15 protein-coding genes and 2 riboswitches are annotated in these 15528 nt (G+C 39.7%); of the genes, 5 read left to right on the top strand and 10 right to left on the bottom strand.

Annotation, left to right across the window (positions count from 1 at the left end; translation table 11 throughout):
• The first annotated feature begins 83 nt into the window (after positions 1-83).
• Positions 84-171, top strand: a riboswitch (glycine riboswitch).
• A 15-nt stretch (positions 172-186) separates the two neighbouring features.
• Positions 187-265: riboswitch (glycine riboswitch) on the top strand.
• A 44-nt stretch (positions 266-309) separates the two neighbouring features.
• The 3 genes from gcvT to gcvP all read left to right on the top strand — a co-directional run bounded on the left by gcvT (position 310) and on the right by gcvP (position 4753).
• Positions 310-1407 (top strand): glycine cleavage system aminomethyltransferase GcvT, encoded by a 1098-nt coding sequence (gene gcvT / locus BQ4443_RS07160; RefSeq protein ID WP_071058476.1) that lies wholly within the window; start codon positions 310-312, stop codon positions 1405-1407.
• Between the two features lie 70 nt (positions 1408-1477).
• The gene (gene gcvH, locus BQ4443_RS07165; protein WP_023950188.1) at positions 1478-1849 is read left to right on the top strand and encodes a glycine cleavage system protein GcvH; all 372 of its coding nucleotides are present in this window, start codon (positions 1478-1480) and stop codon (positions 1847-1849) included.
• A gap of 30 nt (positions 1850-1879) precedes the next feature.
• Positions 1880-4753, top strand: coding sequence for an aminomethyl-transferring glycine dehydrogenase (gene gcvP / locus BQ4443_RS07170; protein ID WP_071058477.1), 2874 nt, complete (start codon positions 1880-1882; stop codon positions 4751-4753).
• Between the two features lie 148 nt (positions 4754-4901).
• Here gcvP and BQ4443_RS07175 read toward each other — a convergent pair whose 3' ends face one another.
• From BQ4443_RS07175 to BQ4443_RS07195, 4 genes are all read right to left on the bottom strand, one after another.
• On the bottom strand, positions 4902-5261 hold the full coding sequence (locus BQ4443_RS07175; RefSeq protein ID WP_143000573.1) for a FliH/SctL family protein: 360 nt from the start codon (positions 5259-5261) through the stop codon (positions 4902-4904).
• A gap of 109 nt (positions 5262-5370) precedes the next feature.
• On the bottom strand, positions 5371-6300 hold the full coding sequence (locus tag BQ4443_RS12180) for an Rpn family recombination-promoting nuclease/putative transposase (RefSeq protein ID WP_083331893.1): 930 nt from the start codon (positions 6298-6300) through the stop codon (positions 5371-5373).
• A gap of 219 nt (positions 6301-6519) precedes the next feature.
• Positions 6520-8010, bottom strand: coding sequence for a CoA-acylating methylmalonate-semialdehyde dehydrogenase (locus BQ4443_RS07190; RefSeq protein WP_071058481.1), 1491 nt, complete (start codon positions 8008-8010; stop codon positions 6520-6522).
• Positions 8011-8031: 21 nt separating this feature from the next.
• Positions 8032-9240, bottom strand: a complete 1209-nt coding sequence (locus BQ4443_RS07195) for an ABC transporter substrate-binding protein (RefSeq protein WP_023953433.1) — start codon at positions 9238-9240, stop codon at positions 8032-8034.
• Between the two features lie 115 nt (positions 9241-9355).
• Here BQ4443_RS07195 and BQ4443_RS07200 point away from each other — a divergent pair, with 115 nt between their 5' ends.
• Entirely contained in the window at positions 9356-10273 is a 918-nt protein-coding gene (locus BQ4443_RS07200; protein ID WP_071058943.1) for a LysR family transcriptional regulator, read from the top strand.
• Position 10274: 1 nt separating this feature from the next.
• Here BQ4443_RS07200 and purU read toward each other — a convergent pair whose 3' ends face one another.
• From purU to BQ4443_RS07225, 5 genes are all read right to left on the bottom strand, one after another.
• The gene (purU, locus tag BQ4443_RS07205; RefSeq protein ID WP_023953435.1) at positions 10275-11120 is read right to left on the bottom strand and encodes a formyltetrahydrofolate deformylase; all 846 of its coding nucleotides are present in this window, start codon (positions 11118-11120) and stop codon (positions 10275-10277) included.
• On the bottom strand, positions 11113-12231 hold the full coding sequence (locus tag BQ4443_RS07210; RefSeq protein WP_023953437.1) for an NAD(P)/FAD-dependent oxidoreductase: 1119 nt from the start codon (positions 12229-12231) through the stop codon (positions 11113-11115). The genes purU and BQ4443_RS07210 overlap by 8 nt, the downstream gene beginning before the upstream one ends.
• Positions 12231-12752, bottom strand: coding sequence for a flavin reductase family protein (locus BQ4443_RS07215; RefSeq protein WP_023953439.1), 522 nt, complete (start codon positions 12750-12752; stop codon positions 12231-12233). The genes BQ4443_RS07210 and BQ4443_RS07215 overlap by 1 nt, the downstream gene beginning before the upstream one ends.
• Before the next feature lie 11 nt (positions 12753-12763).
• Complete coding sequence (gene pdxH, locus BQ4443_RS07220; protein WP_071058482.1) at positions 12764-13396, bottom strand: pyridoxamine 5'-phosphate oxidase; 633 nt, start codon at positions 13394-13396, stop codon at positions 12764-12766.
• A gap of 106 nt (positions 13397-13502) precedes the next feature.
• Entirely contained in the window at positions 13503-14102 is a 600-nt protein-coding gene (locus BQ4443_RS07225) for a gamma-glutamylcyclotransferase (protein ID WP_052019462.1), read from the bottom strand.
• A 113-nt stretch (positions 14103-14215) separates the two neighbouring features.
• Between BQ4443_RS07225 and BQ4443_RS07230 the strand changes: the two genes are divergently transcribed.
• On the top strand, positions 14216-15019 hold the full coding sequence (locus BQ4443_RS07230) for a tRNA threonylcarbamoyladenosine dehydratase (protein WP_071058483.1): 804 nt from the start codon (positions 14216-14218) through the stop codon (positions 15017-15019).
• Positions 15020-15128: 109 nt separating this feature from the next.
• On the opposite strand, the gene BQ4443_RS07235 is transcribed toward BQ4443_RS07230, so the two are convergent.
• Positions 15129-15488, bottom strand: a complete 360-nt coding sequence (locus tag BQ4443_RS07235; protein ID WP_031274917.1) for a FliH/SctL family protein — start codon at positions 15486-15488, stop codon at positions 15129-15131.
• Between the last annotated feature and the right edge of the window lie 40 nt (positions 15489-15528).

Below are 15528 nucleotides of genomic sequence, written 5' to 3' on the forward strand. Positions count from 1 at the left end.
CTTTAAAAAGCTGAGTATTTTCCCTTAACATTTTAAGCTACAAACAAAGAATTCCCCCTTTGAGTTATACTTACGCTACCTATTAAATAGTTGCAGGAGAGAGCGGTTTTTTCTGCCACCGAAGGCGCAATTCACCCAGAATCGCTCAGGTAAATGCACGGCAAACTATTTGCTTTTTTACATAGCAGTAGGTACTCTGGAGAGACTTGTTAGCAAGCGCCGAAGGTGATTTAAAACTCTCAGGCACCAGGACAGAGGGGTGAATACACACGTTTATGTGACTCCTATTCTTTTTGCTAAAGGTGCTTTATGTCCTCTGCTTCGTTAAAACATACTGCTTTATATCAGGCTCATCTCAATTTAAATGCCAAAATGGTCGATTTTGGTGGTTGGGAAATGCCTATTTCTTATGGATCTCAAATCGAAGAACATCATGCTGTGCGCAAAAATGCAGGCATTTTTGATGTATCTCATATGTTAAATGTAGACATCATTGGTGATGGTGCTTATGAGTTCTTGCGTCATCTAATTGCTAATGATGTTAGCAAAATCACTGGCACGCCAGGCAAAGCACTTTATTCTTGCATGTTAAACGAGCAGGCGGGCATTATTGACGATTTAATTGTGTACTTTTTCTCTGAAAATAAGTGGCGTGTTGTTGTGAATGCGGGTACAGCAGAAAAAGATTTAGTTTGGATGAAAATGCAATCCGCCGATTACAACGTGGTCATTACCCCTCGTTTTGATTTATCTATGGTAGCAGTACAAGGTCCAAAAGCAAGAGAGATTCTTTGGCAAGTACGTCCCGAATGGAAAGCATCTGCAGAAAATTTAAGCCCTTTTGTAGCGGCATTAATTAATGACGATACGATGGTGGCACGTACTGGTTATACGGGTGAAGATGGTGTAGAGATCGTGTTGCCAAGTCATGACGTGGTTAAATTATGGGAAGATTTGATTGCGGCAGGTGTCCAAGCTTGTGGTCTAGGCGCTCGAGATACCTTGCGCCTTGAAGCAGGTATGAATCTATATGGTCAAGATATGAATGAAGATACACAGCCATATCAAGCGGGATTAGCATGGACAGTCAGTTTAAAGGATGAGTCGCGTCAATTCGTTGGCCGTAAAATTTTAGAAGAGTTGCCTGTACGTAACGCTTTCTTAGGTATTAAATTACTTGACCGTGGTGTGATGAGAGCTCATATGAAAGTGCGAGGTGAGAGTGGTGAAGGCGAGATTACAAGTGGAACTATGTCACCGTCTCTAGGTTTTTCAGTGGGATTTGTTCGTATGCCAGAAGGTGCTAAGGCAGGAGATTCAGTCGAAGTAGAAATTCGTGGAAAATGGATTCCTGCGGTTTTAACCACATTACCTTTTGTCCGTAATGGCAAAGCATTAATTGCGTAAAGAATTTTATTATTAATTTAAATTTGAAATATGTCGCGTGTGCAACGTGGCTAAATCTTAGGAGTTAAAAATGAGTTTACCTGAAGATCGTAAATATACAGCATCACATGAATGGGTTTTAAAAGAGGGTGATGTATTCTTAGTTGGAATTACTTTCAATGCCCAAGATCAATTAGGCGATTTAGTATTTGTAGGTGATGCACAAGTTGGATCAACATTAGCGGCAGGTGAAACGGCTGCTGTTGTTGAATCTGTAAAAGCAGCGTCTGATATTTATGCACCAATTGCTGGTGAAATTACTGAATTCAATACTGCATTAGAAGATAATCCTGCACTGATTAATGAAGATCCTTATGCTAACTGGATTTTTAAAATCAAACCAAGTAATCCTGCAGATGTAGATGGTTTATTAAGTGCTGCTGATTATGCTGCTCAAGCCTAATTAATTTAAGTATAAAATTTTGGAATAATCATGTTGCACACACATATTGAACAAACAGAAGAATTTATTGGTCGCCATATTGGTCCTAATGAGGCTGAACAGGCAAAAATGCTAGAAGTGGTTGGTGCGGACTCTCTTGATGCATTAGTCAAAGAGATTGTGCCTAATAATATTCTGCTTAATGAGGAATTAGATTTAGATCCTCCGGCCTCAGAAGCTGAAATTCTAGCTGAACTACGTGAAGTAGCTAGTCAAAATCAGGTATATAGAAATTTTATCGGCCAAGGTTATTACGGCACTTATACACCGAATGTCATTTTACGTAATATTTTGGAAAATCCAGCGTGGTATACCGCGTATACACCATATCAACCTGAGATTTCTCAAGGGCGCTTAGAGGCATTGTTAAATTTCCAAACAATGGTGACAGATTTAACCGCATTAGAAGTGGCTAATGCTTCTTTATTGGATGAGGGAACGGCGGCTGCAGAGGCAATGACATTAGCTCGTCGTGCATCTAAATCTAAAAGTAATGTATTCTTTGTATCTAAAAATATTCATCCGCAAACATGGGAAGTAGTGCGTACCCGTGCTGAGCCGTTAGGTATTGAGGTAGTACAAGGTGATGAAGCAGAGGGTCTGCCAGAGTGCTTTGGTGTTCTTTTACAATATCCTCATAGTTTAGGTGGTGTGGTTGATTATACTGAGTTGGCTGAACAGGCTCATGCTCAACAAGCTATTGTTGCGGTAGCAACGGATTTATTGGCTCTAGCTGTACTTAAAGCACCGGGTGAGTGGGGAGCTGATATTGCGATTGGTACGACACAACGGTTTGGGGTACCATTTGGTTTTGGTGGTCCTCATGCAGGCTTTATGGCGTGTAAAGATGCGTTAAAACGTACCATGCCAGGTCGTTTAGTGGGTGTATCTGTGGATGCACAAGGCAAAAAAGCACTACGTCTAGCACTACAAACTCGTGAACAACATATTCGCCGTGAAAAAGCAACATCTAATATTTGTACGGCTCAAGTATTGCTTGCTGTGATGGCGAGCATGTATGCTGTTTATCATGGTGCCAAAGGTATTCGTCGTATTGCAGAGCGTGTATTTTCTAGTACTTATGTATTAAATAAAGCATTAGAACAATTAGGCGTTAAGGTAGTTAATCAATCATTCTTCGATACGCTACAAATTGAGTCAGAATATGCTGACAAAATATTAGGTATTGCCCTAGAAGAAGGGATTAATTTACGTAATGTTAGTAAAAACAGTGTGTCTATTTCATTAGATGAAACAACAACCTTATTCGATGTTCAAGAGCTAGTCGATATCGTTGCAGAAGCGATTAACGCTGAAACAATTGATATTAATGACTTAGCTGAACAATTAGTTGATATTGTTGTGCCAGCAGAGTTTGCACGTAAGAGTGACATCTTAGTTCATCCTATTTTCTCAAGCGTAAGTTCTGAAACAGATATGTTGCGTTATCTTCGTCGCTTATCAGACAAAGATTTGGCACTAGATCGCTCAATGATTCCATTGGGCTCTTGCACAATGAAGTTAAATGCAACGGCAGAGATGATCCCAATTACATGGCCAGAATTTGCTAATATCCATCCTTTTGCACCTGATGATCAGGCAACAGGTTATGAAGTATTGTTTGAGCGCTTAAGTGAAGCATTATGCGAGATTTCTGGTTATGATGCGGTAAGTTTACAACCCAACTCAGGTGCACAGGGAGAGTATGCTGGATTGTTAGCTATTCGTGCCTATTACAAAGCAAATGGTCAAGAGCAACGTAATGTATGTTTAATCCCCTCATCAGCACATGGGACTAACCCAGCATCTGCAGCATTAGCAGGTATGGATGTTGTGATTGTTGCTTCAGATGATCATGGTAATGTGGATGTAGATGACTTAAAGGCAAAGATTGCTCAAGTAGGTGATCGTTTGGCGGCCTTGATGATTACTTATCCGTCAACGCATGGTGTGTTTGAAGAAAGAATCGTTGAGATTTGTGACTTGATTCACCAGGCTGGAGGTCAAGTATACTTGGATGGTGCCAATATGAATGCAATGGTAGGCTTAGCTAAACCAGGCGTATTTGGATCTGACGTATCACATTTCAACTTGCATAAAACATTTAGTATTCCTCATGGTGGCGGTGGACCTGGTGTTGGTCCTATCGGTGTACGTGAACATTTAGCACCCTATTTACCGGGTATTGTGGACGAACAAGGTCAGTTAGATAAAGACTCTGTAGGACCTGTTGCCTCAGCACCGTTCGGCTCAGCAGGTGTATTACCTATTTCCTATGTTTATATTGCGTTAATGGGAGCTGAAGGTCTTAAAAAAGCAACACAGATGGCATTATTAAACGCTAACTATATTGCGACACGTTTAGCTCCATATTATCCAATTTTATACAGTGGTCGTAATGGTCGTGTAGCTCATGAATGTATTCTTGATTTACGTGCTATTAAAGATGCTTCTGGTATTACAGTTGATGATGTGGCAAAACGCTTAATGGATTTTGGTTTCCATGCTCCTACAATGAGCTTCCCGGTTGCTGGCACATTAATGGTCGAACCTACTGAATCAGAAAGCTTACAAGAGCTTGATCGTTTCGTTGAAGCAATGATCACTATTCGCAAAGAAATTGAACAAGTAGAAAAAGGTGAAGTGGATGCTCAGGATAATGTGCTGAAAAATGCACCACATACAGCAGAAACATTGTTAGCTACAGAGTGGACTCATGGCTATAGCAGAACAGATGCAGCTTATCCAGCAGGAATGAATCCAGCCACTAAATATTGGCCACCAGTGTCTCGTGTCGATAACGCTTATGGTGATCGCAATCTGGTTTGTACATGCCCTCCAATTGAGTCATATCAATCAGAGTAGAGTGTTAGTGCTTTGTAATGTATGATGACTGGGAATGGGTTAGTGAATACTAACCCATTTTTATTGGGTAATAAGTATGGGCTCAAGTGCGACTATCGGAGATACATGTGATTGATTAAGCAAGTGATTTTGTAAAAATATTTGCTAGTCATAGATGCTTGATTACTTCCATAGGTAGTTCAGTAATCTCATGGATAATAGTAGCATCAGTTCCACGGGATTTTAGTTTTTTAGCGGTAGAGAGTTTTTCTTCTTCTCTGCCAAGAGCCAATCCTTCTTCCTTCCCAATAACAATGCCCTCTTCTCTCCCGAGAGCTAATCCATCTTCCTTCCCTGCATTGAGACCTTCGTTGTATTTGACATCAAGAGAAATCCGGTGATTCCAGTGGAATTTATTCTGGCGAATAAAATCTTCGACCTGTTGAGCGGTCATGTTAGCGACATTGGCTTTGCGAAAGATTTCTCTAAACGTATCGTCAGTGATAAATTGATGTGGCATGGTGTTCATTTCTCCAAGGAATGAGAGATTGTCAGAAAAGAGAAACATTGATTTTGTTAGCTAGTGTTTAGTGACTTTTTTAACGTTACGAAACACTAGTTCGCTAGTGAGTGAATGCTTATAGCTTATCAATAATCTCTATCGGTAAGCCAGTAATATCGTGAATAAGCGCAATATCTGAACCACGAGCTTTCAATTTCCTAGCGGTAGAGAGTTTTTCTTCTTCTCTACCTTTCTCTTGACCAATGACTATTCCTTCTTCTTTCCCAATAGCGATGCCTTCTTCCTTCCCTGCGGTGAGACCTTCGTTGTATTTGACATCAAGAGAAATCCGGTGATTCCAGTGGAATTTATTCTGGCGAATAAAGTCTTCGACCTGTTGAGCAGTCATGTTGGCGACATTGGCTTTGCGAAAGATTTCTCTAAAGGTGTCGTCGGTAATAAATTGATGTGGCATGGTTTTCATCTCTCCAAGGAATTTAATGAAATATAGCCAAGTGTGTAGGCGACTGTTCTGATAGTCTAGCGTATTTTTCTGGATTTTGGGTAGTTCTAGAAAAATTAAGTTGAGTTTATGACTAATTGGGTGATGGGTATCGGTATCGATGAGGGAAGCATGGGTAAAAAAGGGTTCTTTAGGAAACTGAATAAAATTAATAAAGGAGATGACGTAGACGGGATCAAAAGGGTGATGCCAATTCTCACCGACTTTGATTTGTTTATTTAAGGCAGTGACGGCATAGGCTAAGGTACGATCAATATAGTGGGGGTGGTCGATATTCTGCACTTCGATAATGAGGTGAGTGTTATCAGAGGTGGTGCAGTAGATATCGAAGATGACGTTGCGGTTATCGAGGGATTCGCCGATTTGTTCGGTGTTGTTGAGGTGCAGATCAATAATCGGGGGTTCTTTATCGGCGAGGATGGTGTTGAGAAGGTCGATGAGGAGGTGCTTATGGTCGAGCTGACCGAACATCCATTTAAAGACCCAGTCTTGGGTGAGGTCAAGGTGGGTAAAGGGGAGGGAAGGTTTTTTTCGAGAGGTCATGATGAAATCCTACTAGGTTTAGTGAGAAAGATTTCATGCTAAAGGGAGCGGTTGTGATGTTCTATTGGACAAAACTATTCTGTCATACTAGACAAATAGCAATTGTTGTGCATATTTTTTTAGGGTGTTGTGATAGTGGACTTAAAACACCCATCTACATAACAAGACCGTAATACTCAATGAATATTACGGTCTGCTTAGTACACTACGATATAGTGATTATTTCATTGAAATAGTGGTGTTTACACTTCTCTCATGATGAGACCAACGTGCTGTAATGGATTTGGTCTGTGTCCAGAATGCAATTGCTTGTTTTCCATTAGGTCCTAATACACCAAGTTTTGATCCACGTGAGCCCGTAAAACTAAACCAAGCAACAGGAACTGGGATAGGGATATTAATACCAATTTGACCTACATCAACATTATTTTGGAAGTAACGAGCAGTACCTCCGTCTTGCGTAAAGATGGCCACACCGTTACCATTTGGGTTGGCATTAATAAATTCAACAGCTTCTTCAATAGTATCAACGCTAACGATACATAGCACTGGTCCAAAAATCTCTTCACGATAAATTTGCATATCAGCTTTTACATTGTTGAAAATAGTTGGACCAATAAAGTTACCGTTCTCATAGCCTTCTACGGTGATGTCACTACCGTCTAATAGTAAAGAGGCACCTTCTTCAACACCTGATTGGATTAAACGTTTAACACGCTCTTTGGCTTGTGGTGAAACGAGTGGCCCTAAGTCAGCTTTACGATCTGTACCAACATTTACTTTGAGTAGTTTTGATTTTTCTACAAATTCATCAATCCACTCTTTTGATTTACCGACAAATACAGCTACAGATGTTGCCATACAACGCTGACCAGCAGCACCAAAAGCAGCACCTACTAACTGGTTGAGAGCTACTTCCTTATCGGCATCAGGCATAATAACGCAGTGATTTTTGGCGCCCATCATTGCTTGGCAACGTTTGCCATGCTCTGAGGCACGACGATATATTTCAGTCCCCACTCGAGTAGAACCAATAAATGAAACAGCTTGAATATCAGGATGTTCGCATAAGCGATTGGCTACATCGGGACCACCATGTACTACGTTTAATACACCGGGTGGTAAGCCTGCTTGATGAGCAAGTTCTACCAAGAACAACGTAGAGCTTGGATCTTGTTCTGATGGCTTTAATACAAAAGTATTCCCACTTGCAACAGCAATTGGGAACATAAAACATGGCAGCATTACTGGGAAGTTAAAGGCTGTAATACCAGCACATACACCTAATGGTTGGATGAGCGTGTAAACGTCAATGCCAGAGGCAGCATTTTCTGCATATTCGCCCAGTTGTAAACTTACGATAGAGCATGCATGTTCAATGACTTCTAGACCACGACCGACTTCACCCTCAGCATCTGGCAGGGTTTTTCCATGCTCTAGTGTAATTAACTCAGCTAGTTTAGCGGTATTTTCACGGACTAATTGTTGGAATTTTAGCATGATACGCATACGAGCCCCTTGACCCATATTACGCCATGTTTTATAGGCTTTTTTGGCACTAGCCACAGCGGCATCTACTTCGGAAATCTCACAAAATGGAACACGAGAAACTACTTCTTGGTTAGCCGGATTTAATACATCAACCCATTTAGAGGTTTTTGATTGGACCTTTTCGTTATCGATAATAAGAGGGATATTAGGGATAGTCATACTTTTTCCTATGATAAAAAATTATTTAGTTAATGAACAAGTCGATTCAGATAAAGGCTGGAAGGCTTCTGCTGCAGGGATAGTCGCTAGGAGTGTTGAGAAATCCCATTCCGATTTTTTATCCTCAGGTTTTTTGACTTGATAAAGATACATATCATGAATAACTCGACCATTTGGCTGAATAGAAGCATTGCGCATGACGTCATCTTCAATCGGGATATCTCTCATGGCTTGTGCTACTTTGTCGCCCTCTATACTTTTAGAGTTGGCAACTGCTTTTAAGTAATGATAGACACTAGAATAGACTCCCGCATGAGTCATTGTTGGTTTGGTGTTATTGAAGGCTTTGGCGAAACGATCGGCAAAATGACGAGTTTTATCGTCGAAGTCCCAATAAAAGCCATCAACATAAGTTAAGCCTTGAGCTGTTTCGTTACCTAGAGCACGAATATCAGATAAGAATAATAATAGAGCAACTAAACGTTGATTACCATCAGAAATGCCAAACTCTTTTGCCTGTTTTACAGCATTTACTGTATCTTGTGAGCCATTGGCTAGTGCTACTACATTAGCACCTGATGATTGGGCTTGTAGGAGGAAAGAAGCAAAGTCTGTGGTATTAAGAGGGTGACGAACTTGACCTTTGACTTCACCGCCAAGCTTCTTAATCATCGCTGAAGTATCTTTTTCTAAACTATGACCAAAGGCATAATCAACTGTAAGGAAATACCAAGACTTACCACCAGACTCCATCGTCGCTTTTACGCCACCCACAGATTGTGAATAGGTATCAAACATCCAGTGGAAACCAACGGGAGAACATTCTTTATTCGTTAGAACGGTTGTTGCTGGCCCAGAGAATAGGGCAATACGATTTTTTTCTTTGGTAATATTTTGAACAGCTAGCGCTACAGCAGAGTTAGTTAAGTCCGCAAGAGCTGTGACTCCTTCTCGGTCAATCCATTCACGTGCTTTAGCTGCCCCAATATCGGCCTTGTTTTGGTTATCTGCTGAGATAAGATCAATTTTCATCCCTTTGCATTCATTGGCTAAACAATCTTCAATGGCAAGTTTTGCTGCAGCAACAGAACCTTGTCCTCCCATAGAGGCATAAGTTCCTGACATATCCGTCAGGATCCCAATTTTGACTGGTGGAATATCATTAGCATGGGCACTCGAAAGAAACCCGAGTGAACACGCAACTACAATAGATTTTAGAGCATGTTTCATTGTTGTCTCCTGTAATGTTTTTGCAATTTTTTTGTTATTAATTTATTTTGATGTGTATAAAAAACAAAATCAATATAATATATGCACATTAATTGTTTATTTATGCACAAATAAAATGAACTGGGATGATTTAAGATTTTTTTTAGAAGTTGCACGGACACAGCGTGTAAGTACGGCAGGGACTAGACTTGGGGTTGAGCATACGACAGTAGCAAGACGTATTAGACAGCTTGAAATTAGTCTAAATACCTTGTTATTTGAAAAATCTCGCCGTTCAGGATTTACCCTAACACAAGCGGGAATGGACTTATTGGCATACGCAGAGAAGATGGAAAGTCATTTGTTAAATGCCATGGAAAAAGTTAGTAATATGGGTAGCTCGTTGAGTGGTAATTTAAAAATTGCTGCTACAGAAGGGTTTGGTAGTTATGTACTGACACCTATTGCGATGCAGTTTCAAGCACTTTATCCCAGTATTACTTTGGATGTGATGCCATTTCAACGATTTGTAAGTCATAGTAAGCGAGAGACCGATATTGTTATCAGTATTGAGCGTCCAGCGAGGGGACCTTATATTGGTAGTAAGATTGCAGACTATTCGTTGAAGTTATATGCAACAAAAGAATATCTTGAACAGGCGCCACCTCTACGGAAACAAAGTGATTTTGCACAACACCGCTTTATTGCCTATATTGATGAATTAATTATTTCGGACCAATTGCGTTATATTGACGATATTATTCCACTGAATAATATAATTTTTCGTAGCAATAGCGTTGTGGCACAGATGAGAGCTTGTTTACAAGGGAAAGCTCTGGCTGTGCTGCCTTGTTTTATGGCAGAAAGTCAGCCTTTATTAGAAAGTGTTTTAGAGGATAGTTTTACGATTACTCGAAGTTTTTGGATGCATTACCACGAAGACTTAAAGAATCTTAGAAGGATTGAAGTATTTACCCAATATATGAAGCAACAGATGGCGTATAACGAGCGCTTTATGTTGGGTAAATCCAAACAACTTAAAATTAAGAAATAGATTAGTCAAACACAACGGTTTTATTGCCATTGAGTAAGATTCTATGCTCGGCATGACTACGCACAGCACGAGATAAGACTAAAGACTCAATATCACTACCTACTTGAGCCAACTCATCTGCACTCATACGGTGATCTACGGTTTCGACATCTTGTTCAATAATAGGGCCTTCATCAAGATCTGCCGTGACGTAATGGGCGGTTGCACCAATAATTTTTACGCCTCGAGCATGAGCTTGATGATAGGGTTTTGCCCCTTTAAAACTAGGTAAAAAACTGTGATGGATATTGATGGCTTTTCCCTCCAATGCTTTACACAAGTCATTGGATAGGATTTGCATATAGCGAGCTAATACAACTAAATCAATGTGTTGCTGTTGAATAATATCCAAGATTTGCTGTTCTTGCTCTTGCTTATTATCGTTGTTGACAGGTAAATAATGAAAAGGAACCTTATACCCTTGGGCTAATGCTTCATGATCACGATGATTAGAAGCGACAGCAACAATTTCAATAGGAAGCGATCCTGTATAAGTTCTAAATAATAAGTCATTGAGGCAATGCCCTTGCTTACTAACTAGAATTAGAACCCGCATTTTTTCTGTAGAGTCATGTAGTTCCCACTGCATTTGGAACTTTTCTGCAATTGGGACAAAGGCCTCACGGATTGTCTTCAACTGTGAATCTGTACCAAAGTGAACACGTAAAAAAAACTGTTGACTTTCTGAGTCACCGAATTGCTGTGAATCAATAATATTACCATTCAAATTTAGTAAAAAACCAGAAACAGCATGAACAATGCCTGTTCTATCAGGGCAAGAAATAGTGAGGATATAATCGTTACTCATTAGATTCCTTTAATACCTCAAAAATATACTCTGCAATCGCGAGCGAAGATGTTAAACCAGGGGATTCAATTCCAAATAGATTAATTAAATTTGGGAGTTGATGTTGCTTGGGGCCTTGAATGACAAAGTCCGCAGCAACTTCATCAGGGCCAACAATTTTTGGTCGAATGCCTGTATAAGCCGGTTGCAGACTGTTGTCTTTGAGATTAGGCCAATATTGACGAATAGCTTGATAGAAGCTTTCGCTACGGCTTTCATCAATCTCATAATTAATTTCATCAATCCATTGGGTATCTGGACCAAATTTGGCTTGTCCACCCAAGTCTAGTGTTAGATGGACTCCAAGACCAGATTCACTTGGCATAGGATAAATTAAACGCTTAAAAGGAGATTTTCCACTTAAAGAGAAATAACTACCTTTGCAATAATAGCTAGGAGGCACATAGTTTGAATTTAAACCATTAATCTTTCTAGCTAAATCAGGTGCATTTAAACCTGCAGCATTGATAAGTATGTCACAACTAAGCTCAATTGATTCATCTCCACCAAATTGGCAGTAAAACAAACCATCACGATAGTCTACTGATAATAGTGGTGAGTTGAAAACACTTTGTGCTCCATGATTCTCGGCATCACCCTGTAGAGCAAGCATTAAGCCATGGCTATCTACAATGCCTGTTGAAGGGGAAAGTAAAGCTGCTACACATGATAGCTCTGGCTCTAATGCTTGTGCTTGTTCTTTAGATAAAAACTGTAAATCATTAACACCATTGGTTTGTGCAACATGGTTAATGCTCTCTAATTTTTTTATTTGTGACTCATTAGTAGCCACTAATAATTTACCTAATCGTTGGTGAGAAATATTTTTTTCATGGCAGTATTGATAAAGCATTTCTTTACCTTGAACACACAACTTGGCTTTTAAACTGCCAGGAGGATAATAAAGTCCTGCATGAATAACTTCGGAATTACGTGAGCTAACGCCCATTCCGATAGCTTCTTCTTTATCGATAACCATGACTTCATAACCTTGCATGGCTAATTTTCGCGCAATGGCTAAACCAACAACACCAGCGCCAATAACAATACATTGAATATCACTACGTTGCATTATTGTTTCTTTTTCAGAGAAGAGGGGGTTAAATCAAAAGTACCAGCATGAAAAACTAATGGCATAGAGTCGCTATGGGTGCAACGCTCTACTTGGCCAATCATAATATGATGGTCGCCTTCTAAATATTGACTTTTATTATGGCATTCAAAATAGGCAGACATACAGGACTCCGGTAATCTGGGAATACCGAAATCGTTATAAGTAAAGTCTAAACTTGCAAAACGCTCTTCTTGAGTACCACGTGAAAATTGCAAGGCAAGCATCATATGGTCAGCACTTAGAATATGAATGTTATATCTATTGCTCGTTAAAAAAGTTTTTAATAGAGTAGAAGAATTTTGTAAGCTCCATAATACTAACGGAGGATCCATTGAAACAGAATTAAAAGAACTGATTGTCAAACCGATAGGGGAGTGGGTCTCGGTATCGGTTGTAGTGACAATTGCTACACCTGTTGCAAAACGACCAAGTGCTTGTCGAAAAGCGTGAGCATTAAAATTAGCATCTCTAACAGACAATCTCGGCTCCTTTAGGGCGAAAGTCGATCTAAGTTCCAAGAACCATCTTGCTCCAAGGTGAATTTCAAGCGGTCATGTAATCTAGATGGACGTCCTTGCCAAAACTCAATACTACTAGGCACAACACGATATCCTCCCCAATGCGGAGGTTTTGGTACATCGTTGCCAAACTGTTTTTCATAGTCCTGATAGCGTTGTTCTAAATCTTCTCGAGTGATGACTTGACTCTGTTTAGATGCCCAAGCCCCAATGCGAGATCCTAGCGGGCGAGAGTTAAAATACTCTGTTGATTCTTGTTCAGATAGTTTTTCAACTCTCCCTTGTATACGTACTTGACGCTGTTGAACCATCCAAAAGAAAAGTAGACTGATATTAGGGTTTTGTGCTAATTGATGACCTTTGTCAGAGTCATAATTAGTAAAAAATACAAAACCTTTTTCATCAAAATCTTTGAGTAAACAGATACGTGAATGTGGGTATCCATTGTGGTCTACTGTTGAGACGTTCATCGCATTTGGCTCCAGACCACCTTCAACTCTGGCTTGCTCAAACCAAATACCAAATTGCTCGAAAGGATTTTTGGAGATATCTTTTTCTAACAAGATATTTTTATCGTAATTTTCGCGTAAATCAGCAATAGACATCGTGTTATACCCAATAATTTAAACAACTATTAAGTATAAGCTTAAATAATCCGTGATGCACTATGATACCGAGAGAAATCTTAATTTGCTCAATAATTACTTGCTATTAGCGTAGGCGTTGGCGGATTTTTTCACTCAAGCAACAGAGCTCATCATCTTTGACACCAGAACGAGCCAGTGCATCAGAGGTTTGGATTACATATTCGTGGCAAGGACCATATGTTCCTGATGCATTGAGGACAATATCAATGGTTTCATCTTCACTTAAATCACCGATATAGGCATCTGTTTCTGTATCCATCACAAAGACAAGTGCTTTGACAATTCCTTCTTCTGTTTGGCAGTTAAGCCACATAGGGACATAGGAAGCGGAAGGCATTTCGCGTTTCCAGAGCATCCGAAATTGTCCTAGAATATTTTCATTAGGGATACGATAAACTCTTCCTTCACAGATACCGCCATGTTTTAGTCCGAAAACTAAGCCGGGTTGCTCTGGAGTACCACGATTAACACACGACCACAAGCACAGTGAACGGCTATAGCCTTCTAGTATTGCATGACGAGATTCTTCGTAGGTAAATTCAGGACGCCATACTAAAGACCCATAGCCAAAAATCCAAATATTTTTTTGTTCTTCAAGCTCACCCAGTGTTTGTAACATAGAGATTTCGCGTTCTTCTTCTGACCAAAGGCGAAACGATTGCATGTGAGCCAATGCTTTTTGAATAGCAGGAATTTTAAAGGTAGCCACGGTAATACGAAATTGAATAAATAACTTAACTGATACAATAGTTTTTATTATAGTTAATTCTAAAAATAATGGATAATCAAGAATTCTCAATTGTTCGCCGATTTAGTAGTTTGACACGATTATATGGTGAAAAAGCAACAAAAAATTTCATGCAATGTCACGTAATGATTGCAGGTATTGGTGGAGTGGGTTCATGGGTTGCAGAAAGTTTGGCTCGTTCTGGCATAGGACAATTAACTTTAGTTGATCTGGACCATATAGCAGAGTCTAATATTAATCGACAAGTTCATGCGCTTAGTTCAACAATTGGAAAAGCAAAAATTGAAGCGATGGCAGAGCGAATTATAGAAATTAATCCAAATTGCCAGTTAAATCTTATAGATGATTTTATAGACTCAGAAAATATATCTTTATACTTAAAACAATATAAGCCTCAACTCCTATTGGATTGTACTGATCAAGTTCAAGCGAAAATTGGCATGTTACTCCATGCACAGAAAACACATATTCCATTTATTATGTGTGGTGGGGCAGGTGGAAAGACTGATGTATTTTCACTGCGTCATACTGATTTAGCTTATGTAAAAAATGATAATTTGTTGGGTAGAATTAGAAATATTTTACGCAAGGAATATGGATACCCTAAGGGGTCAGATCAAAAGGGTAGAGCGTTAAAAAAACCACCGAAAATGAGTGTTAATTGTGTATGGTATGACCAAGTTGCACAACTACCTGATTTATGGGTGAATCCCAATCAGGCACCTCAAGGATTATCGTGTGCTGGTTATGGTTCGAGCGTTATGGTGACTGCGACAATGGGAATGGCAGTGGCCAATTTAGCTCTAGAACAATTGTTGAAAGATTTTAAATAACCATTGAAGGTGATTGTGTGAAAAAAGGGAGATACTCAGCAAATCTGAGCTGTCTCTCATATGGTTGATTCAATTATGTGAGTCAGCTCAAGCTAAGTGTCTCTAAGATTTATAGTTTCTCAATGGTTTTGATAGGTAAGCCAGTGACATCGTGGATAAGGGCGATATCTGTACCACGCGCTTTTAGTTTTTTAGCGGTAGAGAGTTTTTCTTTTTCTCTCCCAAGAGCCAATCCTTCTTCTCTACCAATAGACATCCCTTTCTCTTGACCAATAGCTATCCCTTCCTGAAGCCCTTTTTCTTTGCCTTCATTATATTTAACATCAAGGGAAATCATATGATTCCAATGGTATTTATTCTGGCGAATAAAGTCCTCCACCTGTTGGGCGGTCATATTCGCCACATTGGCTTTGCGAAAGATTTCTCTAAAGGTCTCGTCGGTAATAAATTGATGTGGCATGGTTTTCATTTCTCCAAGGAATGAGAGATTGTTCAGAAAAGAGAAACGG

Origin of the sequence: Pelistega sp. MC2 (assembly GCF_900099475.1) — a bacterium.
GTDB classification, from domain to species: domain Bacteria; phylum Pseudomonadota; class Gammaproteobacteria; order Burkholderiales; family Burkholderiaceae_B; genus Taylorella; species Taylorella indica.